The organism is Enterobacter sp. ZOR0014 (assembly GCF_000798855.1).
GTDB classification, from domain to species: domain Bacteria; phylum Pseudomonadota; class Gammaproteobacteria; order Enterobacterales; family Enterobacteriaceae; genus Enterobacter; species Enterobacter kobei.
In genome coordinates, this window is record NZ_JTLF01000276.1 from 1 (window position 1) to 24,954 (window position 24,954).

Genomic DNA, 24,954 nt, shown 5'->3' on the forward strand with positions numbered 1-24,954 from the left:
GAACATGAAGACAGTGCGCATGATATTTCGCACTTCCGACGCGTCTGGATGACGGCCCGCAAAATAATGATTCATCATCAGGCCGATCCGCTGGTGGTCCTGACCGCCTGCTATTTTCACGACATCGTTAGCCTGCCGAAAAATCATCCTGAACGCAGTCAGTCATCGCGTCTGGCGGCGCGCAAAACGCGGGACATTCTGCACCGCGATTTCCCGGACTTTCCGCCGGATCGCTTTGCCGCCGTGGAGCATGCCATCGAGGCGCACAGTTTCAGCGCGGGTATTGCGCCGCAAAGTATCGAGGCCAAAATTGTCCAGGACGCCGATCGTCTCGAAGCGCTGGGCGCGATTGGCCTGGCGCGCGTGTTTGCCGTCTCGGGGGCGCTGGGCGTGGCACTGTTTGACGCGGAAGATCCCTTTGCCGATGCGCGCTCGCTGGATGACCGGGCATTTGCCCTCGATCATTTTCAGACTAAGCTGCTGCGCTTGCCTGATACAATGCAAACCGACGTCGGGCGCGAGCTCGCGCAACATAACGCCGATTTTCTCGTTCACTTTATGGCGAAACTCAGTGCCGAATTACAGGGCGACTGCATCGGGCTGGATAGCCAGATTCAGCACCGCTTCTGTCGCAGTTTGCCCAACTGAACTGTGGTAATCTGTTCCCAGTCTTTATTCTCCGGTTAAAAGAATGCAGGAAAATCGATCAGTGACAGGGCCCGCGCCAGAGCAGGCTGAGAAATCAACGGCAACGGTGCAGGCATTACTGCGCCAGCTGCTGGATATTTATGATGTCAAAACGCTGGCGAACCAGCTGATAGCGCACGGTGAGAGCCACTGGAGCCCGGCCATCCTTAAGCGACTGCTGACCAGCGAGCGGGCAGGGCGCCGCCTGAGCGACGGTGAGTTTCGTTATCTGCAAAACCTGCTTCCGCGTCCGTCTGCCGCGCACCCGGACTATGCATTCCGCTTTATCGATCTGTTCGCCGGTATCGGTGGGATCCGGCACGGTTTTGAAGCCATCGGCGGTCAGTGCGTGTTTACCAGCGAGTGGAACAAACATGCGGTACGCACCTATAAAGCGAACTGGTACTGCGATCCGCACGAGCATCACTTCAACGCCGATATACGTGATGTCACCCTGAGCCATAAAAGCGGCGTCACGGATGAACAGGCCGCCGGGCATATTCGTCAGACGATCCCGGCGCACGACGTGCTGCTGGCTGGCTTCCCCTGCCAGCCTTTCTCGCTGGCCGGCGTATCGAAAAAGAATGCCCTCGGACGCGCCCACGGTTTCGCCTGCGATACGCAGGGAACGCTGTTTTTTGATGTGGCACGCATCATTGACGCCCGCCGCCCGGCCATCTTTGTGCTGGAAAACGTCAAAAACTTAAAGAGCCATGACGGCGGAAAAACTTTCCGCATTATTATGCAAACCCTGGATGAGCTGGGTTACGACGTGGCCGATTCTGAGGATATGGGCGCGGATGACCCAAAAATCATTGACGGGAAACATTTCCTGCCCCAGCATCGCGAGCGCATTGTGCTGGTCGGCTTCCGCCGCGATCTCAATCTGAAGGGAGATTTTACCCTGCGGGATATCCCGTCTCTGTATCCCGAGCGTCGTCCAACCGTCGCCGACCTGCTGGAGCCTGTGGTCGACGCGAAATTTATCCTTACGCCCGTTCTGTGGAAATACCTCTACCGCTATGCCAAAAAGCATCAGGCAAAAGGCAACGGCTTCGGATTTGGCATGGTTAATCCTCACGATCCGCACAGCGTGACCCGCACCTTGTCCGCCCGTTATTATAAAGACGGCGCGGAAATCCTGATCGACAGAGGCTGGGATAAAGCGCTGGGCGAGAGGGATTTCGACGATCCGCAAAACCAGCTCCACCGTCCACGACGCCTCACGCCACGGGAATGTGCCCGGCTGATGGGCTTTGAAACGCCGCAGGGCTACAGTTTCCGTATTCCGGTGTCGGACACTCAGGCATACCGTCAGTTTGGTAACTCGGTGGTGGTGCCCGCGTTTGCGGCGGTGGCAAAACTGCTGGCCTCACGTATCCGGCAGGCGGTGGCACTCCGCCAGAGTGAGGCCGTCAATGACGGACGTTCACGATAAGGCAACGCGCAGCAAAAACATGCGTGCCATCGGCACGCGTGATACCGCCATTGAAAAGCGTCTGGCCGGATTATTGACGCAGGCGGGGTTTGATTTCCGCGTGCAGGATGCCGCGCTGGCGGGGCGACCGGATTTCGTCATCGACGCGTATCAGTGCATTATCTTTACCCACGGCTGTTTCTGGCATCATCACGACTGTTACCTGTTTAAAGTTCCGGCAACGCGCACTGATTTCTGGCTGGAGAAGATTGGCAAGAACGTTGCGCGCGACGCGCGGGATCGCACCACGCTTATCGCGCAGGGCTGGCGCGTGCTGATCGTCTGGGAGTGTGCGCTGAGAGGGCGGCGAAAACTGAACGATGCCGATCTGCGCGAACGGCTGGAAGAGTGGATCTGCGGCGGCGGACACACCGCGCAGATCGACACACAGGGGATCCACGCGCTTACGGTTTCTCCACCCCGCAAGGCGTAATCACGGGCTTCGCCGGCAGTAAATATTTGCCCAGCGTCACCAGCACGACGGCAAAAACAATCACCCCTAATGCTAACCACTCAACCGGAGAGAGCGTTTCCCCGCCGAGCCCGGTACCGAGCAGCACGGCCACGACCGGGTTGACGTAGGCATAGCTGGTGGCAACCGCCGGAGACACATTGCGGATCAGGAACATGTAGGCATTGATTGCAATGAGCGAACCAAACAGCGCCAGATACCCGACCGCCAGGAAGCCCGACAGACCCGGCAGTGTCGTCAGCCTTTCCCCCGTCAGCATGGAAGCCATCAGAAGCACGATCCCCGCGGCAAGCATCTCAATCGCCCCCGCCATCATGCCGGTTGGCAGTTCGATACGCGAACCGTATACCGAACCAAACGCCCAGCTCATTGAGCCGATAAGAATAATGATCGCCCCCCACGGATTGCCGCTCAGGTTACCGCCGCTGTTGAGCAGAATAATGCCCGCCAGGCCGATGCCAATCCCCAGCCATTCCAGCTTGCGGGTACGGATACCAAAAAGACGGCTGAAGCAGAGGGTAAACAGCGGTACGGTGGCAACGACCACGGCGGCGATCCCCGAAGGTACGTTCTGGTGCTCGGCAATGGTCACAAACCCATTCCCTACCGCCAATAGCAGCAGGCCAATCAGGGCAGCGTTGAGCATCGGGCGCAGCGGCGGTAGCTTATGACCGCGCAGCAGCAGAAAGGCCAGCAGCAACACGCCCGCCAAGAGGAAACGAATGCCCGCCATCATCAGCGGCGGCCAGCTTTCCACGCCGATGCGAATGACAAAGTAGGTCGAACCCCAGATGATATAAAGCGAAAAAAGTGCTCCGATAAGCGGTAGCAGTTGCCGGAAACGCATAATCCCTCACGACGAAATAAAAAGGTCGCTGATAGTAAACGCGAAAACTATCCTGCTGGCGAGCCCTTTAATTGTGTAGTTGATGTGAATTTTTTGTTGACGTGAGGTGCCTGTTTCCGCGTTTGCGCTTTTGCTCCATACTATTCACTTAATTACCAAAAAAAGAAGGATCACGATTTTGGCAGGAAGTAGCTTATTAACATTGCTGGATGATATTGCCACCTTACTGGATGATATTTCCGTGATGGGGAAACTGGCGGCGAAGAAAACCGCGGGTGTGCTGGGGGATGATTTATCGCTTAACGCTCAACAGGTGAGCGGTGTACGGGCTAACCGCGAACTGCCGGTGGTGTGGGGCGTGGCAAAAGGCTCGTTTCTGAATAAAGTGATCCTGGTGCCGCTGGCGCTGCTGATCAGTGCATTTATTCCCTGGGCTATCACGCCGTTGCTGATGATTGGCGGGGCATTTTTATGCTTTGAAGGCGTGGAGAAAGTCCTGCACTCCTTCAGCGCACGCAAGCAGAACGACACGCCGGAGATGCGCCAGCAGCGTCTGGACGCGCTGGCCGCGCAGGATCCGAAAACCTTCGAGCGCGATAAAGTCAAAGGCGCCATTCGGACCGACTTTATTCTCTCGGCAGAGATCGTCGCCATTACGTTGGGCATTGTCTCCGATGCGCCGCTGCTCAATCAGGTGTTGATCCTCTCCGGCATCGCCATTCTGGTCACCGTCGGCGTGTACGGTCTGGTCGGATTGATCGTGAAGCTGGATGATATCGGCTACTGGCTGGAGGAGAAATCAAGCGCGGTGGCAAAAGGCATCGGTAAAAGCTTACTGACGCTGGCACCGTGGTTGATGAAGAGCTTGTCGGTGGTTGGCACCCTGGCGATGTTCCTGGTGGGGGGCGGTATTGTGGTCCACGGCATTGCTCCGCTGCACCATGCGATCGAACAGTTCTCCTCGGCGCAGGGGAGCGTGGTGGCCGCTATTCTGCCGACGCTGCTTAATCTTGTGCTGGGCTTTATCGTTGGCGCTATCGTGGTGGCGGCGGTGAAACTGGTCGAGAAAATGCGCGGTTCGGCGCACTAATTGTTACCTGTTGTGGTATGCAAAAAGACTATTCCTCGTCTAAATTGAAACAGTTTCACCCTGATACAGGAGGCAGGTATGGTCTTTTTGGTCAGTGATGAAGTTAAGCCTAAGAAAGGTGGCCCACGTATGATTGTCACAGGCTATTCCAGCGGAATGGTGGAGTGTCGGTGGCACGATGGCTATAGCATCAAGCGGGAAGCATTTCGTGAAGATGAGCTTCAGCCGGGCGACGGGCAGCACAAGCGGGACAAGGCTTAATCACATAACGCCCGGCTTTGCCGGGCGTTTTTATCTCATGTACCGGGTGTAAGGCAGTAATCAGGGAGTGTGTGTGCAGCGCGATACCTTTGTTGTAAAACAATATTTTCTGCAATGGCTGCATAAGCGTAGCAATCCGGGGTTAATCGTTAATCTCTGTTTTCTTGTCGTCCTTGTCTTTTCCACCCTCCTGACATGGCGTGAGGTGGTGGTCCTGGAGGAGGCGTATATCTCCAGCCAGCGTAACCATCTCGAAACGGTCGCCACGTCGCTGGACCGTCAGCTGCAGTACAGCGTGGACAAAATGCTGTTTTTTCGCACCAGCATGCATGATGCCTTACAGACCCCCCTGGGGTTTGATGTCCTGCGCGATGCGGTGTCTCGTTTTAGCGCCGTGCGGACGGATGAAACCTGGCAGCTGGCCGTTGATAAAAAACGCACCCTTCCCCTGAACGGCGTGTCAGATGCCTTCGTTGCAAAATCCACGCTCCTTAACCGTGATAGTGAGCGTATCAGTAATGAGATCTCTGCCGCGCTGGAAGTGGGGTATTTACTGCGCCTGGCCTCGTCGGGTGTGCAAAGTGAAGAGCGGATAATCTACGTTTCCCGCGCGGGGTTTTATCTTTCGACAGACACGCCTGATATGGCTGACGATATCAGCGCCCGCTATTACTTTCTGGTGACTCAACCCTGGTTTACCTTGCAGTCAGAACGCCACAATCGCGCGCGGGCGGTGCGCTGGTTTATTTCGTCGCCGTCGCCCTGGAGCAATGGGGAGCGCACGATAACGGCGAGCGTGCCCATCTATTTTGAGCATTACTGGTATGGTGTGGTAGCGATGGATTTCTCCATACACACCATGAAACGCCTGCTGACTGAGGCGACGCAGGACCGGACGGAGGGCGAGTATCAACTGTATGACACGCGTCTGAACATGATTGCCACGTCAGAAGTGGACGGCAGTCAGGTGAACCGCTTTGATGAGGTTGAAACGGCGCAAATTGCGCACGCGATTGAACACGACACCCGAGGCGGAATTCGCCTTGGAAGCCGTTTTATTAGCTGGGAGCGACTCGATCATTTTGACGGGGTGATCTTACGCGTTCATACGTTGCACGAAGGCGTACAGGGTGACTTTGGCAGCATCAGTATTGTGCTGGCCCTGCTGTGGGCGCTCTTTACCGCCATGCTGCTTGTTTCATGGCTGGTCATCCGCAGGATGGTCAGCAATATGTACACCCTCCAGCACTCCCTGCAGTGGCAGGCCTGGCACGATCCCCTCACGCGTCTGAATAACCGCGGCGCGCTGTTTGAGCGCGCAAAAGTGATTGCGGAGAACTGTCGACAACAGGGTCAGCCGTTTACGGTGATACAGATCGATCTTGACCATTTCAAATGCATTAATGACCAGTACGGGCATCAGGCGGGTGACAAAGTGCTGTCCCATGCCGCAGGGTTGATTGCCAGCGTGCTGCGCAAAAATGACGTTGCCGGGCGCGTGGGCGGGGAAGAGTTTTGCGTCGTCCTGCCGGGGAGCAGCCTGGAAGAGGGGAGAAGGGTCGCGGAGCGCATCCGGTCACGCATCAACAGCAGGGAGATCCTGGTGAAAAAGAGCACGACCGTTCGCATTAGCGCCTCCCTGGGCGTCGCCAGCGCGCAGGAAAAAGAGAACTATGTTTTTGAACAGCTGCAGTCTGCCGCGGACGACAGGCTGTATCAGGCCAAGCAGAGCGGGCGTAACCGGGTGTGCTGGAGCGATCAGGAGAAAAAGTGATCCATCCCTTCCCGCCAGCCTAAGGGACCGCTCTGCTGCGTGTGATAAGCCCGTTCAGGGCTATCATTCTGTAGCGTAATGCCCTGGCGGTTTATGCTTTTAATCACCACGGCGAAGTCGACGCTGTCCAGCAGCGGCGCATCGTTTGGGCCATCCCCCAGCCCCAGGGTGGTGGGGACACAATCTTCCTGCTCGCGGTACTGCGCAATCAGCCACTTAACCGCCACGTCTTTACCGCAGCGTGCATCCAGAATGTGCCAGAAACGAGCCCCCTGTAGACATTTCAGACCCCTTTGCGCCAGCGCCTCTTCAAAGCGGACCATTGCGTCGTCGGTATCACGCCAGATGAGCGTGACAGAGGCGTCGTGTTTGCGTGCGAGCGCCGCACGGTAGCGCGTCAGCCCGGTCCATTCGCTGATGACGCGTTCGTTCACGTCATCAAACGTGACGAATTTAAAGCCTGCCTGCTGGCGGATTTGCTCAATAAGCGGATGAATTTCCCGATGCGTCATCCCTGTGATCTGGCGCTGCCCCATCTCCCAGCGCACATCAGGCTGAATGACCGCGCCGTTCTCAGCAATAAAAGGTAACCCCTCCAGGCCCAGATCCTGTTGTATATCCAGCATCTCTGCGGCACTCTTGCTGCTGCACAGAATCACCGGCACCTGATAATCCTGCAGTTTGTCCAGCCATGGCATCGCGGGTTGCCACTCGTAGGTATGAATGTCCAGAAGCGATCCATCCAGATCGGAAAAAACCAGCAGGGGACCCTGAAGTGAAAGCATGATGACTCCTGAAAGCGCATGCGCCTCTACCTAAGAATATTCTTAAAAAAATACTGAAGGGAAAACCGTCTTTATAAGACGCGATTCAGCCAAAGCCGCATTCACCGTGCGTTATTGCTCATAACAAAAATGATTATGTTAAAAATATTATATTCGCCGTAAGAATATATGCTTGTCAGACAAAATCGTTGGGGATAGTGTGGTTTGTACATCAGATTTCCTGGTGTAACGAATTTTCAAGTGCTTCTTGCATAAGCAAGTTTTGATCCCGGCCATCCCCATGACCGGGATTTTTTTCGCGCTATCGATTGGCTTCAGACACGCTAAAGTCGTGTATATCAAGCTCGAAGGCCTCCGCCAGTTCGCGATAGGTATGGTAATCCCTCCCGTTCACCATCACCCTCTCGGAATCATCCTCTGCACGACGTACTTCGGATTCACTGATCTCATTGATGGCGGCCAGCAGGGCATCGACATCCACTTCGACTTCGCGCTTGATGGTGTCGCTATACGCTTTGTTGGTCTTCATTACGGGGTACCTCATATAAACGTGTCCACGGTTAAGTATAGACCGCACACAAAAACGGCATTCGCATCCGTCAGCGATGTCAGCGCATGCGTTTTGTTCTACACTGGCTCAAAACCAGAGGAGGAATGTATGAAGGTCAACGATCGGGTTACCGTTAAAACGGACGGTGGGCCGCGCCGCCCGGGGGTGGTACTGGCAATTGAAGAGTTCAGTGAGGGAACAATGTACCTGGTATCACTGGAAGACTACCCGCTCGGCATCTGGTTTTTTAATGAACTGGGGCATCCGGATGGCATTTTTGTCGAAAAAGCGGAGTAACACAGCGTCGGGTGGCATTGCGGTTGCCCGACAACGCCCACATAAGCAAAAATCTCTGGCCTGGCCAGAGATCAAAGGTAGGGTGCAAAGGGGTTTAAGCCACTAACGCATGTTGACGAAAATCCCGTTCGTCACATTATCGGTCAAACGTACCACGTGATAGATCACTTGCTTATTATGCGTTTTAATTTTCCTTTTAATATTTCCTTTATGTGATGAAACGGTTTTTGCTTTAATATTCATCTGGTCAGAGATCTGAATAGTTCCTTGTCCTGCCATCCACATTCGCAGCATACTTGATTCAGTCCTGCTTAATGATAGGGTGGGTAAGTTAACCGCTCCTACATTTTTAACTTCTTTATTCAAATAATCACCCAGAATGTCATCCAGCGACTCGGGCTTAATCGACTTAGAACTGATCAATAAATTTTTACGGACCAACAAATACTCATCGAAATGGATATTCGCGATCGCCATAAAAACAATAAACAGAGTTTTTGGATGCTGATTAATGATTTGCTTAATGTGCTGACTGTTGGCTGGATCGTGAATGAAACAGTCCTCATTAATAAACACCACGCCTGGTTTTAGTTCGTCACAAGCGACTGCGAGTTCGTCAACGGTGTGTGCATCGTTGATGTCTCTCTTTCTTACCCCTCTGCTTGCCAGGTACCCGGTTAACCCTAGCCGGGTGTAGCTGCATAAATCCATAATGATCGTTGACATGGCATACCCTCACTCAATGCGTAACGATAATTCACCATCTGCCTGAGAGCTCAAAACAGCCATACGGGATGGAAAAAAATAATAAACCTGTGAGCATGACAAAGACTTTCAGGCGGACTCACTATCCCGTAAAGTTACGTATAATTTGCCAGGAATCTTCTTAAAGTAAAGTAAATATTAAGTATTGTGAGGTGGTTAGAAACAATTAAACCCCGTCAGATATATCCTGGAAGATGTTTTTCATGTTTTATTTTAGGAATATCCTCAGAAAGACAATATCAATCGTGAGGACTATTATTTACGTGGCAGCTCGCTGACAATATCTGCTAACAGATTGAATATCTCGCCGAATAAGTGTTCACAGAAGGGGGCGATAAGGGGCATCAGTAATGACATTAATAAAATTCCGACCGTCAACGTCAGCGGAAAACCGATCACAAAGATGGAGAGCTGCGGTGCCATGCGGTTCAACAGACCTAATGCCAGGTTGACGGTCAGGAGCAGGGTGATAATCGGCAACGCCAGCATCAGGCCATTGAGGAAGATCAGCCCCGCCGCGCGGGTGAGCGCGAGAAAGGCATTGCTGTTGACCGGGTTTTCACCAATCGGCAGCGTATGAAAAGTATCCACCAGCATGGAGATAAGCCACAGATGACCGTTAAACGACAGGAACAGCAGCATGGCGAGCAGATCGATAATGCGCGCCAGCACCGGCATATTGAGGTGGCTGCCGGGGTCAACAAACGTGGCGAACGATAAGCCCATCTGCAGGCCAATCAGCTCCCCGGCCGTGCGAACGGCGGCAAAGGCGAGCTGCATGGTAAAGCCTACGGCAACGCCAATCATCACCTGCTGTAATGCCACCCACACCGCATTCGCCGAGAAGATCGGAATATCCACCGGGGGAAGGGAAGGGGCGACGATGATGGTGATGATAATGCCCAGCCCCACTTTGACACGCTTTGGGATCGATTTCTCGCTGAAAATCGGGGCGGTGGTAATCAGCGCCAGAATGCGCAGCATCGGCCAGAAATAGACGCCGAGCCACTGAACCCACTGGTCGCTGGTGAAGTGCAGCATCGTCAGGTCAGCCGATGATATACGGAAGATTGGTAAACAGGTTGCGCATATAGTCCAGCAACAGGTTCAGCATCCACGGTCCGGCCACGATAATCGCCACAAATACGGCGATGATTTTCGGAATGAAGGACAGCGTCATTTCGTTAATCTGCGTGGCGGCCTGCAGAATACTGATAATCAGACCGGTAACCAGCGCGACAAGCAGCAGGGGAGCGGCAACGGCAATGGCGATTTTCATCGCTTCCGTGCCCATCATCATGACCGATTCGGGTGTCATTGCCGTTCCTTAACTGTAGAAACTCTGCGCCAGCGAACTGACCAGCAGCTGCCAGCCATCGACCAGTACAAAGAGCATGATCTTAAAGGGCAGGGCAATGGTTGCGGGCGGCACCATCATCATCCCGAGCGCCATCAGGACGCTGGCGATCACCAGGTCGATAATCAGGAACGGAATAAAGATGGTAAAGCCAATCTGAAACGCCGTTTTCAGCTCGCTGGTGACGTAGGCTGGCAGCAAAACGCGCATGGGTACCGCTTCCGGCCCCTGCAATTCGCCGGTATTGGACAAGCGAACAAAGAGTGCCAGATCCGCTTCGCGCGTCTGGCGCAGCATAAATTCCCGCAGCGGCTGTGCGCCTTTATCCAGCGCCTCCTGCATGGAGATTTTATCTTCGCTGAACGGCTGGTACGCGTCGGTATAAATCTTATCGATGACCGGCGACATAATGAAAAAGGTCAAAAACAGCGCCAGCCCCAGCAGCACCTGGTTTGGCGGCGCGGAAGGGGTACCGAGCGCGTTTCGCAGCAGACCAAAGACGATAATGATGCGGGTGAAGCTGGTCATCATCAGCAGGATGGCCGGGATAAAGGTCAGCGAGGTGATGAATACCAGCGTCTGCACCGGGAGCGACCAGCTCTGACCGCCACCGGCAATGGGCGTTGAGACCAGACCGGGCAGTTGCGCATAAACCGCGGGAGCAAACAGGCCAATGCCTGCAAGCGTAAGGGATAACAAACGGCGCATCAGGATCTCCCGGAACGCTTAAGCAAACTCTTCATGACGGACTGAAAATCCGCAGGGGCTTGTGCGCGCTCCTCCACCGTGACAGGGGCGGGCGGCAGTTTATGTAATACGTTGATGTTTGAGGCGGTGACACCCAAAACCAGACGCGCATCGTCCACCTCGACGATAACCACGCGTTCACGCGGCCCCAGCGTGGTGCTGGCGCTCACCTTCAGGCCGCGGGTTCCGGCGGTTTTACCCGCCAGACCAAAACGCTTCGCCAGCCAGGCGGCGATAAGAATAAAGGCAATAATACCGAACAACGCCCCGCTCACCTGGAGCAGCGGGGAACCGGGAACGGCAGACGGTTGCGATAGTGTTGCCTGGGTTTTCATACTTATCGGCTCAGACGACGCATACGTTCAGATGGGGTGATGATGTCCGTGATACGCACGCCGTATTTATCGGCAACCACCACTACTTCACCCTGGGCAATCAGATAACCGTTGATCAGAATATCCAGCGGCTCACCGGCCAGACCGTCAAGGGCCACGACGGAACCCTGCGTCAGGCGCAGCAGCTCTTTAATGGTCATCCGGGTGCGTCCCAGTTCAACGGTCAGCTTGACCGGGATGTCCATAATCAGGTCGATATCCTGCAGCGTGCCGCTGACGTCACCGCCGCCGAGTTGCTGGAATACCGCATCCGCTGCGCTTTTCGTTGGGGTCGCTTTTTGTTCGTTTAACGCGTCAGCCCACAGATCGTCCAGTGCTCCGCTGTTTTCATCGGACGGATTGTTCATGTCACTCATTTGGGCTGTTCCTCATTCAGCGAATTCAAAATCGGGTTGATCAAGTGCTCAACGCGTAACGCATACTGACCGTTAATCGTGCCGTACTGGCTTGTCAGCACGGGGACACCATCCACATGGGCAATAATGCGGTCGGGTTTGTCTATCGGCAAAACGTCGCCGGGTTGTAATTTCAGGATCTGGGATAACCGCATTGAGATGTCGGCAAAGTTAGCCACCAGCTCAAGCTGTGAGTGCTGGACCTGGCGAACCAGATTTTCACGCCAGTTCTGATCTTCGTTGCGTGAGTTTTCCAGCGGCGGGTTAACCAGCAGCTCGCGCAGCGGTTCAATCATGCTGAACGGCAGACAGATATTGAACTCGCCGGTCAGGTTACCGATCTCAACGTGGAACGGCGTGTTGACGACGATATCGTTCGGGGAGGTGGTGATATTGGTAAACTTCACCTGCATCTCGGAACGAACGTATTCCACTTCCAGCGGGTTAATCGCTTTCCACGCGTCGCTGTAGGACTCCAGCGCCAGCTTCAGCATGCGGTTGATGACGCGCTGTTCGGTGTGGGTGAATTCACGACCTTCTACTTTGGTCGGGAAACGCCCGTCGCCGCCGAACAGGTTATCCACCGCAATGAACACCAGGCTTGGCGAAAACACGACCAGACCGGTGCCGCGCAGCGGCTTCAGATGAATCAGGTTAAGGTTGGTTGGCACCGGCAGGTTGCGGGCAAACTCGTGATACGGCTGAATGCGGATCGCACCGACCGTGATATCCGGGCTACGACGCAACAGGTTGAACAGCCCCATACGGAACTGACGTGCAAAACGTTCGTTAATGATCTCCAGAGCCTGCAGACGTTCACGAACTACGCGGCGCTGGGTATTCGGATCATAGGGACGAATATTGTCGTCACCCGTTAGGCCCGGTTGCGGATCATCGTTTTTATCGCTGTCGCCGTTGAGCAGCGCATCGATTTCTGCCTGAGAAAGAATACTGTCGCCCATGTCGTTACCGCAGAATGAAGGCTGTATACAGAACGTCAGTGACTTCCTGCTTAGGTTGGCCGTTTACCAGCGGGGTGGCCAGCGTCTCTTTGATGGCGTCGACCAGCTTTTGCTTACCCACGTCGGTGGCCAGCGCGGAGGCGTCCTGACGAGAGAACAGCAGAAGAAGACGGCTACGCACTTCCGGAAGATAATCATTCAGGCGCGCGCGGGTGGCTTCATCCTTCAGGCGCAGCGTAATACCGACATACAGCACACGATCCGCATCACCGAGGTTAACGGTGAAGGTGTCCAGAGGGAAAAAGACCGGCGCCGGCGGCGGTGCGGGTTCGGCTTTGGCGGCAGCGGTTGAAGGTTCCTGCTGCATACGCCAGTAACTATAGCCCGCGGTAGCGCAGGCGGCGAGCGTGATCAACACCAGCAGCGGGATCCAGATGGAACGCTTACTTTTTTTGGTGATAGCGGAGTCTGTCATCTGATACGAGCTTCCTGTTTCGGTACAGCTTAATAAGGTGATTATCCCGTGTCCTGCCGTCGTCAAAGCGTGGAAAAGACGGGGATAATCACGCTACCTCTGGCGTTTAGGCGAAGATGTCTACGGCGCTGTTACCGCGCGCCGCGGATTGCAGGGCGGCAGGGGTGGGCAGTAGCTCCTCGCTCTCTTCATTAAATCCGCCGTTGTGACCGGAACGTGAAGCCTGATGCTGCTGCGATGAGGATTGCTGTTGCCCGGCAAAGCTTTCGCTGCTGACGCTGCTCTGAGAGAGCTGAATACCGTTCTCTGCCAGTGACGTCCGCAGGACAGGCAGTGCCGCTTCCAGCGCCGCGCGCACGTGGCTGTGTGCCGAGACCATCTGCAGCTGCGCCTGGTTATCATCCAGTTTAAGCGAGATTTGCACCTGGCCCAGATCTTCCGGGTGCAGGCGCAGCTCCGCAGTCTGTTGCCCCTGCTTAGTGAACAGCGTGATGTGCTGGCTCAGGGACTGCTGCCATTCGTGAGTACCCAGCGGCTGGCTTAACACCGGCGCGGTGGCAACGGTAGCGGCAGGCTGGCTGGTAGCATGACTGGACATGATCGGCGCCAGGGTAGCCGTGGGTGAGGATGATGAAGAGGAACTGGCGAATTCCTGCTTCTCTGCCGCAGCGGCCACGACCGGAGTGACTGGCGCATTGGCGGAGAGATCCGGGTCGTTGTTTTTCGCCTGACTCTGATAAGGTGCGGAAAGCTGCGCTTTATCGTGGTCTCCCGCTACCGCGTTCAGGGGGGAGTGGCCCGCTGCGTTTGGCGAAAGCGTCGCTGAACTCAACGTTGAGGTTGCGGAAACGCCGTTACTGCCCGCCGCGTGAGGCGTGCTGGTCTGCTGGTGCGGCAGCATTGCCATCAGCGCGCTTAATCCGGCCAGCTCTTCTTCGCTCAGTTCGCTTTTGCTGTCATCCTTGCTGTTGGCCGCATTGAGCGTTTTCAGGGCATCGCCCTTTGACAGCGGCACCAGCCCGGAAATCAGGGTTTCAGGCGTGGCAAGCTGCGCCGTTTCATCGCCACTCAGGGCTGGCTGACGCGCGAGCAGGTCGGCAATTTTGGCCTGCAGCGCGGTATCGCCTTTGGCGTCCTGAGCGACTTTTGACAGCTTACTGCCAGCGGCTTTCAGGTCAGCCAGGGTCAGCGGCGCATCTTTGCCCTTGCCCGTCGCGTCCGTCAGGGCACCCGTTAGCAGGGAGAGAAAGTCTTGCGCACCGTCGGTGCCTTTCCCTGTTTGCATCCCGCCCGACAGGTCGCTGTCGCTCATCAGCAGTTGTTGCAGTGTGATCATTCCGGTTTCCTCATTGATGCGCGCTGGGCAAACTCATCCATTTTTTTCTGATCCAGACGGTTTTCCGCCAGGGTCGCGGCTGCGATCTGCCGGTCCTGTAAGGTTTGCCAGGCCTGCAGCCGCTGTTTTTTCTCACGCCAGAAATTCAGCGCGGTATCGACTTTTTGGGTCCACTGGTTAAGCTGCTGGCGGTGCTGCTCTATCGCCTTCTCCAGCGTCTGGATAAACTGCTGATAGTTAATCCACCGCTGGCTTCCAATGCCCTGGGTCATATCGGTATTGAGGTTGGTGCGATACTCATGCTGATAGTCGATTAACATCTTCAACTGTTCTTCAGCCTGCTGGCACCCGCGTCGCATTGCGCCAAGCTGCAATGCGGCATCATCAACTTCTTTTTCAGCCAGATCTTTCAGCGTTGATAACGCGCTGTTTTGCGCCATGACCTTCGCCCTCCACCTGTGTTACACCTGCGGGAAAATCAGCTCCAGAGCCTGGATTGAATCTTCCCAGTCGGCACGTTCAAAAATGCCCTGTTGTAAAAACGCCTCCAGCTGCGGCCACAGGCTAATCGCTTTGTCGAGCATAGGATCGCTGCCTTTGGCATACGCCCCCACGCTGACCAGATCGCGGTTGCGCTGGAAGCTGGAGAGGAGTTGTTTAAAGTTACGCACGCGGGCGTAATGCTTCTCGGTGATCAGCGCCGTCATTGCGCGGCTGATGGATGCTTCAATATCAATCGCCGGGTAGTGTCCGGCTTCAGCCAGACGACGCGATAACACAATATGACCGTCGAGAATGGCGCGCGCGGAGTCGGCAATCGGGTCCTGCTGGTCATCGCCTTCGGTCAGTACCGTATAAAATGCAGTGATGGATCCGCCGCCGCTGATGCCGTTCCCTGCGCGTTCAACCAGCGCAGGAAGTTTGGCAAAGACCGAAGGCGGGTAGCCTTTGGTGGCCGGTGGCTCACCGATAGCCAGCGCAATTTCACGCTGTGCCATCGCGTAGCGGGTGAGGGAGTCCATGATCAGCAGCACGTGCTTGCCGCGGTCGCGGAAATCTTCGGCAATACGGGTGGCGTAGGCGGCACCCTGCATACGCAGCAGGGGGGACACATCCGCCGGGGCGGCGATTACCACTGAACGGGCCCGGCCTTCCGCACCCAGAATGTTTTCGATGAAATCTTTGACTTCACGGCCACGCTCACCGATCAGCCCAACGACGATCACGTCGGCCTGGGTATAACGCGCCATCATGCCGAGCAGGACCGATTTACCCACGCCGGAGCCGGCGAACAGACCCATACGTTGTCCGCGTCCTACCGTGAGCAGGGCGTTAATCGGCCGTACGCCGGTATCCAGCACATGCTCGATAGGGGTACGCTGCAGGGGGTTAAACGGCTGGGTGATCAACGCCCCGGTTTCGGTGGTGTCCGGCGCAGGCAGGCCATCCAGCGGTTTCCCGCTGCCGTCGAGCACGCGGCCGAGCAGGGCCGGACCAAGCGGCAGCTGTTTCCCGCTTTGCAGGCCGTCGCCGCTGATGTTTTTCGCGTAGACGCGGGCGCCGGGGAGAATACCTTCCACCTCTTCAAGCGGCATCAGGAACAGTCGCTGACCGTTAAACCCAACCACTTCGCTTTCGACTTCACGCGTTTCCTGACCATCCTGACGCTCAATCACACAGGTTGCGCCCAGCGGAAGCTGCAGGCCGGTGGCTTCCAGTACCAGACCGGTCGCGCGCGTCAGTCGTCCATAACGACGAACGGATGGCAGTTGCGCCATCTTCGTCTCAAAGTTGTCGAGCGTGTTGAGCCAGCGGGTGAGGCGTGCGGTCATCAGACGACTCCCGGTGCCGCCAGGCGGCACAGTTCCTGCCAGCGAGTGGCGACGCTGGCATCCAGGTCACCTTCGTCGGCAGAGACTTTGCAGCCGCCGTGGTGTAACGACGGATCGCCGCGCAAACGCCAGCCGTGCAGGCTGAGGGTTGCCCCCAGACTCTCTTCAATGCGCTGCAGATCGTCCGGGTGAACGCGCAGCTGCGGTTTGCCGCTGAACAGCGGCTCCTGCTGCAGAAGCCCCTGAATCTGTTTGATCAGCGCCGTGTTATCCACCACAGGCGTCTGGCCAATGACCTGACGCGCAGCTTCCAGCGCCATCTGCATCAGACGGGACGCAATCACGCTGTCCAGCGCGTCCAGCGTGTGCTGGAACTCGCTGACCAGCTGCTGCATGCGGGCGTGGATCGGCGCCTGCTGCTGACGCGCCTGGTCGATACCGTGCTCTAATCCTTTCGCCAGACCTTCCTGATAGCCCAGATCGTGACCTTTCTGGCGGCCTTCATTCAGACCGGCAGTGTAGCCCTGCTCATGCGCCTGCATTTGCAGCTGCGCCAGCATCTGCGCTTGCTTCTCCTCCTCGCTCAGCTCGGGCTGCCCGACGTCGGCGTCAGGCTCTGCGGGTGAGACCTTCGCGGGCGTGAATTCAGAAAGGGGAGGGGCCAGATCGTCTGGCGTCCAGCGCTTCCACGACAGCTCATTAGACATAGGTGTCGTCTCCGCTGCCAATCACCATCTCGCCGGTTTCCGCCAGACGACGAACAATAAGCAGGATGGCTTTCTGTTCGTTCTCCACCTGAGACAGACGAACCGGACCGCGGTTGGCAAGGTCGTCGCGCAGGATATCCGCCGCACGCTGAGACATGTTGCGCAGGAACTTCTCGCGCAGCGGCTGTTCGGCACCTTTGAGGGCGATAAGCAGCGATTCGGAGTCCACTTCCTGGAGCAGGCGCTGGATGCTGCGATCGTCCACTTCGACCAGGTTTTCGAACAGGAACATCTCGTCGATAATTTTCTGTGCCAGCTCGCCGTCGAATTCGCGAACCGCGGTAATAACCGCTTCTTCCTGCTGCGTTTTCATCAGGTTGATGATTTCCGCCGCCGTTCTCACGCCGCCCATTTTGCTGCGCTTGAGGTTCTGACCGTCGAGCAGGTTGTTCAGTACTTCGGTCAGCTCCGCCAGCGCGGCCGGCTGGACGCCACCGAAGGTTGCGATACGCAGCATCACATCGTGACGCAGACGCTCTTCGAACAGGGCCAGAATATCGGCTGCCTGACCCCGTTTGAGGTGGACAAGGATGGTGGCGATAATCTGCGGGTGCTCGTCGCGAATAAGGTCGGCGGCACTCTGCGGCTCCATAAAGTTAAGCGTTTCGATCCCGCTGGCGGTATCGCGCGTTTCCAGAATGTCTTCCAGCAAGCTGGCGGCACGCTCTTCGCCCAGCGCCTTGACCAGGACGGAGCGCAGGTAGTCGTTGGCGTTGACGTTGAGCGCGGCAAACTGTTCGGCTTCCTGCTCAAATTCCGACAGCACTTCGGTCAGCTGTTTATTGGAGATCTGACGCACGTTGGCCATGGCCGCACTGAGGATTTGCACTTCCCGCTGGGAGAGGTGCTTAAACACCTCTGCCGCGCGGTCTTCGCCAATGGTCATCAGCAGGATGACGCTTTTATCGGTGCCTGTAAGCGTATTACTCATGTTCGTTACCCATCCACTGGCGGATGACCAGCGCCACGACGCGCGGATCGTTATCTGACATTTCGCGAATGCGCTGGCTCATCACTTCGGCGCCCATGCGCTGGTTAGCCCGACGCTGCTGCATCTGCTCATCTTTGCTGAGGCGAACTTCAACCGCTTCTTCCGTTTCCTGACGCGTAGACATCTGTTCGCGAGCGGCTTTTTCTGCTTCAGCACGACGCTGGAGTTGTGGACGAACGCCCTTACGCCACAGCAGCCACGCGACAATCAGCACCAGCAGCCAGCGTCCTGCGGACATCAGCTGGTCGATAAACGCCTGTTGTTGCCAGAACGGCAGTTCACCGCCGGTCTCTTCAACCGCGTTGAACGGCGAGTTCACCACGTTAAGGGTGTCGCCACGCTTCTCGGAGTAGCCCATCGCTTCGCGGGTCAGGTTTTCAATCTGCTTCATCTGCTCAGCGGTTAACGGCAACGGTTTGCCATCCGCCAGCGTTTTGTAGTTCACCACCACCGCAACAGAGAGACGCTGAATATCGCCCACGTTGAGTTTAGTGTGGCGGATCGTCCGATCCACTTCGTAGTTCGTGGTTTCGTTACGGCTAGTGGTGCGTGGACCGGCGTTACTGGTCGTTGAGGTGGTCTGCTGATTATTTTGCTGACCGTTCTGCTGATTGGCCGGCGGCGTGGAAATCGGTGCCGTGTTTGCCGGAGCAGGCTGGTTAGAGAGCGCACCCGGCACGCCGCCAGGGTAGGCGCCGCCTACCTGTTCGCTGGAGTTGATCTGACGCGAGCGCATCACCGCCTGAGCCGGATCGCCGTTCGGGCTGTATTGCTCTTCGGTTTGTTCTTTATTAGAGAAGTCAATCTGCGCGGTCACCTGCGCATGCACGTTGCTGTTACCGACAACCGGGCCGAGGATCGCTTCAATGCGACGCTGGAGACGGTTTTCTACGTCTGCGGCATATTTCAGCTGCGCGTCGTTCAGGTCACGCCCGGCGGTATTGGATTGGGTCAGCAGGTGTCCGCTTTGATCGACCACCGTCACGTTACCCGGTGGCAGACCGGCGACGGCGCTGGAGACGAGATGCGTCACCGCGCTGATTTGCCCTTCGTCCAGCGCGCGGCCAGGTTCGAGGTTCACGGTCACGGAAGCTGAAGGGGATTTCTGTTCACGAACAAATAAAGAAGGCTTAGGCATCGCCAGATGCACACGGGCACTCTTCACCGGGCCTAACGTTTCAATGGTGCGGGCCAGCTCACCTTCCAGCGCACGCTGGTAGTTCACCTGCTCGCTGAACTGGCTGATACCGAACTTTTCCTGATCCAGCAGTTCAAAACCGACCGCACCGCCCTTCGGCAGGCCCTGCTGGGCCAGACGCAGACGCAGCTCGTGGACCTTATCAGCAGGCACCTCAAGGGCACCGCCGTTATCGGCAAAGCGATAAGGGATGTTCATCTGGGTAAGCTGGGTGACGATGGCACCGCCATCCTGATCGGAAAGGTTGCTATAGAGCGTGCGGTAATCAGGGCTTTTTGCCCATAAAACCATCGCTACAAGGATGGCAATAGCGGCAGCGCCTGCCACGATCAACGGGATTTTAGGATTCGCGCGAAGGCGGTTCATCCACTCGAGTGATTTATTTTGCGGCGCTGTCGATGCTGTTGCACTCATTGCGCACCTCTTAAATCCTGGTGGTTTACGTTATTCGTGTAGAGAAACAAAACTGACTCCCGGGTCGGCAAACACGACAAAAGTTCCATATTGATGGCCCTGCCATTATTTGATGATTCCGGATTTTCTATGCGTCAAATAACCTGGTTTTTTCACGCTATTTACCGCCATTATCTTATTGACAAGCTGTTAGTCTTGACCGCGTAAAAAACCATCCAGGGGAGAGTCATGGCTATACAGGGCATTGAAGGGGTAATCAGTCAGTTGCAGGCAACGGCGATGACGGCCCGTAATCAGAATGTGGCAGAACAACAGCCGACCATCAGCTTTGCGGGGCAACTGCATGCCGCTCTTGACCGTATCAGCGATACCCAGACCGCGGCGCGTACCCAGGCGGAGAAATTCACCCTCGGTGAGCCGGGCGTGGCGCTGAATGACGTGATGGCCGATTTGCAGAAAGCCACGGTTTCCCTGCAGATGGGAATTCAGGTGCGGAATAAACTGGTGTCGGCTTATCAGGAAGTGATGGGGATGCAGGTTTAAGCCTTTTATCTTCGCTGGCAGCCGCAGCGCTTTAATGCCACAATATTTTTTTCTTCGAAAGCAGGAAAGATGATGAAAAAAATAGCAATTGCTGGCGCGCTGCTGGCACTGACCGGGTGCGTACAGGTCGATAACTATCAGGATGTGATCAAGCATCCTGTCCCGGCGCATCTGGCGGGATACTGGCAGTCAAAAGGACCGCAGAGTAGCCTGGTCAGTCCTGAAGCGATTGCCACGCTGGTGGTGACCGAAGAGGGCGATACGCTGGACTGCCGCCAGTGGCAGCGCGTGATTGCCGTGCCGGGTAAAATCATGCTGCGTTCAGACAGCTACTACAACGTTACCCGCAAGCTGGATATCTATCCGCTGGAGCGCGATGGCGCGACGCTTGAGTATGACGGGATGGAGCTGCAGAAGGTTGACCGCCCAACGGTGGAATGTGCTGATTACCTGAGCAAAAACCCGCTGGAGAGTAAACTACCGTAGCCGTTTGTTGCCGGGTGGCGGCTTCGCCTGGCCCGGCCTACAAAAGTACCGTCCCGTAAGCCGGGTAAGCGTCAGCGCCACCCGGCATTGTTTCTACAGCGCATCTTCTATTACCCAAACGCTGACACTCCCTCCATTACAGGTAAAGGTGCCTTCGCCATCTGCCGCGGTGGTGACCGTTTCTTCGCGATTGCCGAGGAAATCACGCCACGTTTTGTCGCCGTAATTTTCCCCAAGACAAATCACTTTCTCGCCGTCGTCGCCGTTCGACATCACTACCACACAGCCGGGATCGTCTTCCGTACCGCTGCGGCTGAAGGCGATGCAGTTAGGATGGTCAAAAAACAGGGTCTGCACGCCGTGGGCAAAACGCTGCCGGGCGAGGATCAGTTCATGAAGCTGCTCAATGACCGGCATGTCGATGTGGTAGGTCTCGCCATCTCCACCCGTATCGTCATAGCTCGCCCCGAAGAGATCCGGATAAAACACGCTCGGCACGCCGTTTTCCCGCAGCAGGATCAACGCATACGCCAGCGGTTTAAACCAGGCTTCTACCGGTGCTTCCAGCGCCTGCAAAGGTTGGGTGTCGTGGTTAGCGACGAGAGTGACCGCATGGAACGGATCCGCCTCCACCAGCGTACCGGTGAAAATCTGGCTCATGTCATAATCCCGTCCCTGACGAGACGCTTCGTGGAATTTCATCTGCAGGGGAGCATCAAAGAGCATGGTTTTACCGTCGACCTGGTCAATATAGGCCTGCAGCTTATCCACCTCATGGGACCAGTATTCCGCCACAATAAACAGCGGCTGGTCAGCGACGTCCTGGACGTGCTCAATCCACTCTTTATAAAACCAGGCGGGAATATGCTTGACGGCATCCAGACGAAAACCGTTGCAGCCCGTCTGTTCCATGACCCAGCGGGCCCAGTATTTGATCTCTTCGGTGACCGCGTGATTGCGAAAATCAATATTCTCGCCCATCAGATAATCGAAGTTACCCATCTCATCATCAACCTGATCGTTCCAGCCTTCGCCAGTGTAGTCGTTGACGATTTTAAAGATGCCGTCTTCATCCGGGTTTTCAATATGGTCCACGCCGCTGAAGCATTTGTAATCCCAGACGAATTGGGAATATTGCCCGGCACGGGCAGGGAAGGTATAGCGGGTCCAGGCTTCACACTCAATGATTTCATCATCAATTTGCGTGCGGTCTTGCTCGTTCACGCGCTGAACGCGGACAGGTTCTTTCTCGTCTGCCCCCATCTTGTGGTTCACCACGACGTCCAGCAGCACGGCGATATCATTGCTTTTCAGCGCCTCAATGGCCTCCAGCAGCTGCGCTTTGTCACCGTATTTCGTGGCGATACTGCCTTTCTGGTCAAATTCGCCGAGATCGAACAGATCATATGAGTCATAGCCAACCGAATACCCGCCGGACGCACCTTTATACGCGGGGGGAAGCCAGATCATATTGATGCCGATTTCATTAAGATTAGGGGCTAACGCCGTGACTTCGCGCCACAATTCACCGCCAGCAGGGTAATACCAGTGAAAACATTGTAAAAGTGTTGGGTTGCGCATGCACCATCTCCATGAGGTCGCGAGACTCAAGTATGGCGCAGGTTTGGCAGAAATGCTGGCGTACGAAACGGTTAATGCTCGTACGCCAGTAAAATGGCTAACTTATATCGCTATTACTTTGCGGAACCAGGACATGGCCGCCTTGATTACCGTAGGTGGAGAGAACGGTTTTCTGGATGGAGGATTGCCCAACTAGCTTCGCCAGCTCATCCATTCTGGCTTGCAGCAATGTTTTTACCTGGCCTTCGTTGTCCAGGATCACCCGCAGCGTCGGGCGAAGCTGCTCCTGAATCTGCATCGAAGGTTCACTTTCCTGAGTGAGACGAGCCAGTGAGTGCACCGCATTAACATAGTCGGTTTCACAGATGATCAGATCATCCCATAGCCCCTGCCGGGCCAGTCGCAACATCAACTGGCTCTGCTCAAGGAGTTGCTGATAAAGGGTATAGAGCTGCGGTGCATTACTCATTAGACGGCGTCCTGCATCAGTTGTGGGGTACCGGCAACCTCCTTCCACCCGTCAGCGATATTGCGCAGCAATGTTTCCACCTCTTCGATGGCGCTGGCGTCGTTATTCACATTGGCGTGCAGGAGGCGACGAACCATATAGGCATAAAGGGCGATCAGGTTTTGTGTGAGCTCATCACCATTACTTTCCACCAGGCCGACCTTCAGACCGTTCTCGATAATGTTGATCGCTTTCGAAATCGCGAGTCCCTTTGCCGGGATATTGCCGTCTTGCAGGAACAGACGCGCGCGAACCAGCGCGCTGAGGGCTCCATCAAATAGCATGATAACCAGCTGTTGCTGGCTGGCGCTCATCACCGCGCTTTCAACCTCTATTTTTGCGTAGGCTTGTGTACCTTTTGCGCCGTACATGTTATCCCCCTCGGGTCTGATTAGCGTTTACTACTTGTTGCTGGACGTATTTTCAAACTGCTGCGTCAGGTAGCTACTGGTGTTGTTCAATGAGGTCATCAGTACGTCCAGCTGGGTAAACTGAGCTTTATACTGTGCCACACGAGCATCAATACGATCGCTGACTGAGTTGTATTGATCCGTCAGCTTGTTCAGCGTTTTGCTGACCCCATCTTTTGCCGCCTGGATAATCCCTTTGCTGGAGAGCCAGTCAGTCAGATTGGTGGCCATGGTGGTGGTGATACCGGTGGCTTTACCGTCGCCCACAACCAGATCTTTTACGGCGATCGGGTTATCAGTTAGCGCTTTTTTCAGCTTCGTGCTGTCCAGCTCCAGTTTGCCTGAGCTTGGGTCTGAGGTAATGCCCAGTGACGACAGCGTCTTATAGGTGGTACCGCCTACGGTGTTGCTCAGCATGGTTTTCAACTGGGTCTGGATCGTACGCAGCGTGCTGTCACCGAGCAGGGCACCGTTGCTGGCATCCTGTGCATCTGTACCTGCATCCACCGCCGTATATTTGGTTAATGTTGCAAAGCTGTCCTGAAGGGTGTTGTAAGCATCCACCCAGGCTTTCATTGCCGTTTCCGCTTTAGACGTATCTTTGGTGATCGTCAGCGTCTGGTTGCCTGTGGTGACATCGTTCAGGTTCAGGGTGATATCTTCCAGCGCATCGCTGATGGTATTGCTGCTGTTTTCGATATCTACGTTGTTCACCTTCAGCTTCGCGTTCTGCGCGGTGACGCTTTCCGTCATCCCGTTGCTGGCGTCGGTGCTGGTGCCGTTATAACCCATAAAGGATTGCAGAGCGCTGTCGCCGCTCACGCTGATGCTGACCGCGTTGTCCGCCCCGGTTTCGGTAGAGGTGATGGACAGACGATACTGACCATTACCGACGTTAATAATACTGGCGGTGACACCGGCATCCGCTTTGTTAATGGCATCACGAATGCCGGTCAGCGAGGAGTTGGCCGCGCTGATATCTACCGTCACCGGTTTTTTACCGTTGCCTGCGGTAAAGGTAATTTTGCTATCTGTCGTGGCGATAGCGGTTTTAGTATCCGCCTGGGTATTTTTGGTGGTCAGCGTTTGCGCCTGCGCCAGCTGCGACACGCTAATGGTGTATTTACCCGCAATCGCGCTGCCGGAGGTGGTGGCGCTGAATGCCGTGGTGGTGCTCGCCGTGCTGGTGGCCGTAAACAAGTCGGCTTTATTCAGCGCGGTGTTGGCGGTCTGAAACGCTTCCAGTGAACTCTTCAACGTGCCGTAAGCGCTCAGCTTGGCGGTATAAGATGACTGTTGTTTGGAAATCGGTGTCAGCTGCTCTTTTTCGGCCTTGGTCAGACTATCCAGAATGTCTGCTAACTGAAGACCCGAACCAATCCCCAATGATGAAATACTTGCCATATTTATTCCTTAATCTATCGACACGTAGAACGAATAGTGGGGTTATCGGCCTTAATGGGGGAAAGTTTACGGTTAATTTCTTTTTTTTAATGGCGGGAATAACGGTAATAGAGAAGAGTATTTCCGTGGCTAAAAAAATTATCGAGAT

At 55.5% G+C, this 24,954-nt stretch carries 29 protein-coding genes and 1 pseudogene; 9 read left to right on the forward strand and 21 right to left on the reverse strand.

The window, feature by feature from the left end; translation table 11 throughout:
* The 3 genes from L977_RS14310 to L977_RS14320 form a co-directional block, all read left to right on the forward strand.
* The coding region (locus L977_RS14310) for a phosphohydrolase (RefSeq protein WP_047626034.1) at positions 1–648 on the forward strand (648 nt) is incomplete at its 5' end.
* Between the two features lie 61 nt (positions 649–709).
* On the forward strand, positions 710–2,125 hold the full coding sequence (locus L977_RS14315) for a DNA cytosine methyltransferase (RefSeq protein ID WP_014884409.1): 1,416 nt from the start codon (positions 710–712) through the stop codon (positions 2,123–2,125).
* Positions 2,106–2,597, forward strand: a complete 492-nt coding sequence (locus L977_RS14320) for a very short patch repair endonuclease (protein ID WP_047626035.1) — start codon at positions 2,106–2,108, stop codon at positions 2,595–2,597. The genes L977_RS14315 and L977_RS14320 overlap by 20 nt, the downstream gene beginning before the upstream one ends.
* Here L977_RS14320 and yedA read toward each other — a convergent pair.
* Complete coding sequence (gene yedA, locus L977_RS14325) at positions 2,569–3,483, reverse strand: drug/metabolite exporter YedA (RefSeq protein ID WP_047626036.1); 915 nt, start codon at positions 3,481–3,483, stop codon at positions 2,569–2,571. The genes L977_RS14320 and yedA overlap by 29 nt on opposite strands.
* Before the next feature lie 175 nt (positions 3,484–3,658).
* On the opposite strand from yedA, the gene L977_RS14330 reads away from it, so the two are divergent.
* From L977_RS14330 to dgcQ, 3 genes are all read left to right on the forward strand, one after another.
* Positions 3,659–4,573 (forward strand): DUF808 domain-containing protein, encoded by a 915-nt coding sequence (locus L977_RS14330; RefSeq protein ID WP_349675070.1) that lies wholly within the window; start codon positions 3,659–3,661, stop codon positions 4,571–4,573.
* Positions 4,574–4,651: 78 nt separating this feature from the next.
* Positions 4,652–4,834, forward strand: coding sequence for a YodC family protein (locus L977_RS14335; protein ID WP_008500307.1), 183 nt, complete (start codon positions 4,652–4,654; stop codon positions 4,832–4,834).
* A gap of 73 nt (positions 4,835–4,907) precedes the next feature.
* Positions 4,908–6,608, forward strand: coding sequence for a cellulose biosynthesis regulator diguanylate cyclase DgcQ (dgcQ, locus tag L977_RS14340; protein WP_047626037.1), 1,701 nt, complete (start codon positions 4,908–4,910; stop codon positions 6,606–6,608).
* Here dgcQ and L977_RS14345 read toward each other — a convergent pair.
* Together L977_RS14345 and yodD are read right to left on the reverse strand one after the other, a co-directional pair.
* Entirely contained in the window at positions 6,593–7,393 is an 801-nt protein-coding gene (locus L977_RS14345; RefSeq protein ID WP_047626038.1) for a mannosyl-3-phosphoglycerate phosphatase-related protein, read from the reverse strand. The two genes, dgcQ and L977_RS14345, sit on opposite strands and share 16 nt — an antisense overlap.
* A 301-nt stretch (positions 7,394–7,694) precedes the next feature.
* Positions 7,695–7,922, reverse strand: a complete 228-nt coding sequence (gene yodD, locus L977_RS24755) for a YodD family peroxide/acid resistance protein (protein ID WP_014884403.1) — start codon at positions 7,920–7,922, stop codon at positions 7,695–7,697.
* 129 nt (positions 7,923–8,051) lie between these two features.
* Here yodD and dsrB point away from each other — a divergent pair, with 129 nt between their 5' ends.
* Entirely contained in the window at positions 8,052–8,240 is a 189-nt protein-coding gene (gene dsrB / locus L977_RS24760) for a protein DsrB (RefSeq protein ID WP_013097741.1), read from the forward strand.
* 102 nt (positions 8,241–8,342) lie between these two features.
* Here the strand turns inward: dsrB and rcsA are convergent, their stop codons facing one another.
* The 14 genes and pseudogenes from rcsA to fliF all read right to left on the reverse strand — a co-directional run bounded on the left by rcsA (position 8,343) and on the right by fliF (position 19,874).
* On the reverse strand, positions 8,343–8,966 hold the full coding sequence (gene rcsA, locus L977_RS14360; protein WP_023330818.1) for a transcriptional regulator RcsA: 624 nt from the start codon (positions 8,964–8,966) through the stop codon (positions 8,343–8,345).
* A gap of 278 nt (positions 8,967–9,244) precedes the next feature.
* Positions 9,245–10,046, reverse strand: a pseudogene (gene fliR, locus L977_RS14365) (flagellar biosynthetic protein FliR).
* A gap of 7 nt (positions 10,047–10,053) precedes the next feature.
* Positions 10,054–10,323 (reverse strand): flagellar biosynthesis protein FliQ, encoded by a 270-nt coding sequence (fliQ, locus tag L977_RS14370; RefSeq protein ID WP_008500315.1) that lies wholly within the window; start codon positions 10,321–10,323, stop codon positions 10,054–10,056.
* A 9-nt stretch (positions 10,324–10,332) separates the two neighbouring features.
* Positions 10,333–11,070, reverse strand: coding sequence for a flagellar type III secretion system pore protein FliP (fliP, locus tag L977_RS14375; protein ID WP_014884401.1), 738 nt, complete (start codon positions 11,068–11,070; stop codon positions 10,333–10,335).
* Positions 11,070–11,444, reverse strand: a complete 375-nt coding sequence (fliO, locus tag L977_RS14380) for a flagellar biosynthetic protein FliO (RefSeq protein ID WP_014884400.1) — start codon at positions 11,442–11,444, stop codon at positions 11,070–11,072. The genes fliP and fliO overlap by 1 nt, the downstream gene beginning before the upstream one ends.
* 2 nt (positions 11,445–11,446) lie before the next feature.
* A complete protein-coding gene (fliN, locus tag L977_RS14385; RefSeq protein ID WP_014884399.1) occupies positions 11,447–11,860 on the reverse strand; it encodes a flagellar motor switch protein FliN in 414 nt (137 codons plus the stop codon).
* On the reverse strand, positions 11,857–12,861 hold the full coding sequence (gene fliM / locus L977_RS14390; protein WP_014884398.1) for a flagellar motor switch protein FliM: 1,005 nt from the start codon (positions 12,859–12,861) through the stop codon (positions 11,857–11,859). The genes fliN and fliM overlap by 4 nt, the downstream gene beginning before the upstream one ends.
* Positions 12,862–12,865: 4 nt before the next feature.
* The gene (gene fliL / locus L977_RS14395) at positions 12,866–13,336 is read right to left on the reverse strand and encodes a flagellar basal body-associated protein FliL (RefSeq protein WP_014884397.1); all 471 of its coding nucleotides are present in this window, start codon (positions 13,334–13,336) and stop codon (positions 12,866–12,868) included.
* A gap of 106 nt (positions 13,337–13,442) precedes the next feature.
* Positions 13,443–14,672 carry a flagellar hook length control protein FliK gene (gene fliK / locus L977_RS14400; protein ID WP_045135290.1) on the reverse strand — a complete coding sequence of 410 codons (1,230 nt, stop codon included), beginning with the start codon at positions 14,670–14,672 and terminating at the stop codon, positions 13,443–13,445.
* Positions 14,669–15,112 carry a flagellar export protein FliJ gene (fliJ, locus tag L977_RS14405; RefSeq protein ID WP_014884395.1) on the reverse strand — a complete coding sequence of 148 codons (444 nt, stop codon included), beginning with the start codon at positions 15,110–15,112 and terminating at the stop codon, positions 14,669–14,671. The genes fliK and fliJ overlap by 4 nt, the downstream gene beginning before the upstream one ends.
* Before the next feature lie 21 nt (positions 15,113–15,133).
* Complete coding sequence (gene fliI / locus L977_RS14410) at positions 15,134–16,504, reverse strand: flagellar protein export ATPase FliI (protein WP_014884394.1); 1,371 nt, start codon at positions 16,502–16,504, stop codon at positions 15,134–15,136.
* Positions 16,504–17,211 carry a flagellar assembly protein FliH gene (gene fliH, locus L977_RS14415; protein WP_045281538.1) on the reverse strand — a complete coding sequence of 236 codons (708 nt, stop codon included), beginning with the start codon at positions 17,209–17,211 and terminating at the stop codon, positions 16,504–16,506. Before fliH ends, fliI begins: the two co-directional genes overlap by 1 nt.
* Complete coding sequence (gene fliG / locus L977_RS14420) at positions 17,204–18,202, reverse strand: flagellar motor switch protein FliG (RefSeq protein WP_008500327.1); 999 nt, start codon at positions 18,200–18,202, stop codon at positions 17,204–17,206. The genes fliH and fliG overlap by 8 nt, the downstream gene beginning before the upstream one ends.
* Entirely contained in the window at positions 18,195–19,874 is a 1,680-nt protein-coding gene (gene fliF, locus L977_RS14425; protein WP_045281537.1) for a flagellar basal-body MS-ring/collar protein FliF, read from the reverse strand. The genes fliG and fliF overlap by 8 nt, the downstream gene beginning before the upstream one ends.
* Before the next feature lie 228 nt (positions 19,875–20,102).
* Between fliF and fliE the strand changes: the two genes are divergently transcribed.
* Together fliE and yedD are read left to right on the forward strand one after the other, a co-directional pair.
* Entirely contained in the window at positions 20,103–20,417 is a 315-nt protein-coding gene (gene fliE / locus L977_RS14430; RefSeq protein ID WP_014884391.1) for a flagellar hook-basal body complex protein FliE, read from the forward strand.
* Positions 20,418–20,489: 72 nt separating this feature from the next.
* Complete coding sequence (yedD, locus tag L977_RS14435) at positions 20,490–20,903, forward strand: lipoprotein YedD (protein ID WP_045135351.1); 414 nt, start codon at positions 20,490–20,492, stop codon at positions 20,901–20,903.
* A 93-nt stretch (positions 20,904–20,996) separates the two neighbouring features.
* On the opposite strand, the gene amyA is transcribed toward yedD, so the two are convergent.
* The 4 genes from amyA to fliD all read right to left on the reverse strand — a co-directional run bounded on the left by amyA (position 20,997) and on the right by fliD (position 24,806).
* Positions 20,997–22,484, reverse strand: a complete 1,488-nt coding sequence (gene amyA / locus L977_RS14440) for an alpha-amylase (protein ID WP_045135352.1) — start codon at positions 22,482–22,484, stop codon at positions 20,997–20,999.
* A gap of 97 nt (positions 22,485–22,581) precedes the next feature.
* A complete protein-coding gene (fliT, locus tag L977_RS14445) occupies positions 22,582–22,953 on the reverse strand; it encodes a flagella biosynthesis regulatory protein FliT (protein WP_014884388.1) in 372 nt (123 codons plus the stop codon).
* On the reverse strand, positions 22,953–23,363 hold the full coding sequence (fliS, locus tag L977_RS14450; protein WP_014884387.1) for a flagellar export chaperone FliS: 411 nt from the start codon (positions 23,361–23,363) through the stop codon (positions 22,953–22,955). Before fliS ends, fliT begins: the two co-directional genes overlap by 1 nt.
* A gap of 30 nt (positions 23,364–23,393) precedes the next feature.
* Complete coding sequence (gene fliD, locus L977_RS14455; protein WP_047626039.1) at positions 23,394–24,806, reverse strand: flagellar filament capping protein FliD; 1,413 nt, start codon at positions 24,804–24,806, stop codon at positions 23,394–23,396.
* Between the last annotated feature and the right edge of the window lie 148 nt (positions 24,807–24,954).

Excerpts from the sequence above, each read along its gene's own strand:
- fliJ (WP_014884395.1), bottom strand. The coding sequence starts at position 15,112 with ATGGCGCAAAACAGCGCGTTATCAACGCTGAAAGATCTGGCTGAAAAA.
- L977_RS14320 (WP_047626035.1), top strand. The coding sequence starts at position 2,106 with ATGACGGACGTTCACGATAAGGCAACGCGCAGCAAAAACATGCGTGCC.
- fliK (WP_045135290.1), bottom strand. The coding sequence starts at position 14,672 with ATGATCACACTGCAACAACTGCTGATGAGCGACAGCGACCTGTCGGGC.
- fliO (WP_014884400.1), bottom strand. The coding sequence starts at position 11,444 with ATGAAAACCCAGGCAACACTATCGCAACCGTCTGCCGTTCCCGGTTCC.
- fliN (WP_014884399.1), bottom strand. The coding sequence starts at position 11,860 with ATGAGTGACATGAACAATCCGTCCGATGAAAACAGCGGAGCACTGGAC.
- L977_RS14345 (WP_047626038.1), bottom strand. The coding sequence starts at position 7,393 with ATGCTTTCACTTCAGGGTCCCCTGCTGGTTTTTTCCGATCTGGATGGA.
- fliT (WP_014884388.1), bottom strand. The coding sequence starts at position 22,953 with ATGAGTAATGCACCGCAGCTCTATACCCTTTATCAGCAACTCCTTGAG.
- fliS (WP_014884387.1), bottom strand. The coding sequence starts at position 23,363 with ATGTACGGCGCAAAAGGTACACAAGCCTACGCAAAAATAGAGGTTGAA.
- fliE (WP_014884391.1), top strand. The coding sequence starts at position 20,103 with ATGGCTATACAGGGCATTGAAGGGGTAATCAGTCAGTTGCAGGCAACG.
- yedA (WP_047626036.1), bottom strand. The coding sequence starts at position 3,483 with ATGCGTTTCCGGCAACTGCTACCGCTTATCGGAGCACTTTTTTCGCTT.
- fliF (WP_045281537.1), bottom strand. The coding sequence starts at position 19,874 with ATGAGTGCAACAGCATCGACAGCGCCGCAAAATAAATCACTCGAGTGG.
- fliM (WP_014884398.1), bottom strand. The coding sequence starts at position 12,861 with ATGGGCGACAGTATTCTTTCTCAGGCAGAAATCGATGCGCTGCTCAAC.
- fliG (WP_008500327.1), bottom strand. The coding sequence starts at position 18,202 with ATGAGTAATACGCTTACAGGCACCGATAAAAGCGTCATCCTGCTGATG.
- dsrB (WP_013097741.1), top strand. The coding sequence starts at position 8,052 with ATGAAGGTCAACGATCGGGTTACCGTTAAAACGGACGGTGGGCCGCGC.
- fliD (WP_047626039.1), bottom strand. The coding sequence starts at position 24,806 with ATGGCAAGTATTTCATCATTGGGGATTGGTTCGGGTCTTCAGTTAGCA.
- rcsA (WP_023330818.1), bottom strand. The coding sequence starts at position 8,966 with ATGTCAACGATCATTATGGATTTATGCAGCTACACCCGGCTAGGGTTA.
- fliI (WP_014884394.1), bottom strand. The coding sequence starts at position 16,504 with ATGACCGCACGCCTCACCCGCTGGCTCAACACGCTCGACAACTTTGAG.
- amyA (WP_045135352.1), bottom strand. The coding sequence starts at position 22,484 with ATGCGCAACCCAACACTTTTACAATGTTTTCACTGGTATTACCCTGCT.
- fliL (WP_014884397.1), bottom strand. The coding sequence starts at position 13,336 with ATGACAGACTCCGCTATCACCAAAAAAAGTAAGCGTTCCATCTGGATC.
- fliP (WP_014884401.1), bottom strand. The coding sequence starts at position 11,070 with ATGCGCCGTTTGTTATCCCTTACGCTTGCAGGCATTGGCCTGTTTGCT.
- yedD (WP_045135351.1), top strand. The coding sequence starts at position 20,490 with ATGAAAAAAATAGCAATTGCTGGCGCGCTGCTGGCACTGACCGGGTGC.
- yodD (WP_014884403.1), bottom strand. The coding sequence starts at position 7,922 with ATGAAGACCAACAAAGCGTATAGCGACACCATCAAGCGCGAAGTCGAA.
- fliQ (WP_008500315.1), bottom strand. The coding sequence starts at position 10,323 with ATGACACCCGAATCGGTCATGATGATGGGCACGGAAGCGATGAAAATC.
- L977_RS14335 (WP_008500307.1), top strand. The coding sequence starts at position 4,652 with ATGGTCTTTTTGGTCAGTGATGAAGTTAAGCCTAAGAAAGGTGGCCCA.
- fliH (WP_045281538.1), bottom strand. The coding sequence starts at position 17,211 with ATGTCTAATGAGCTGTCGTGGAAGCGCTGGACGCCAGACGATCTGGCC.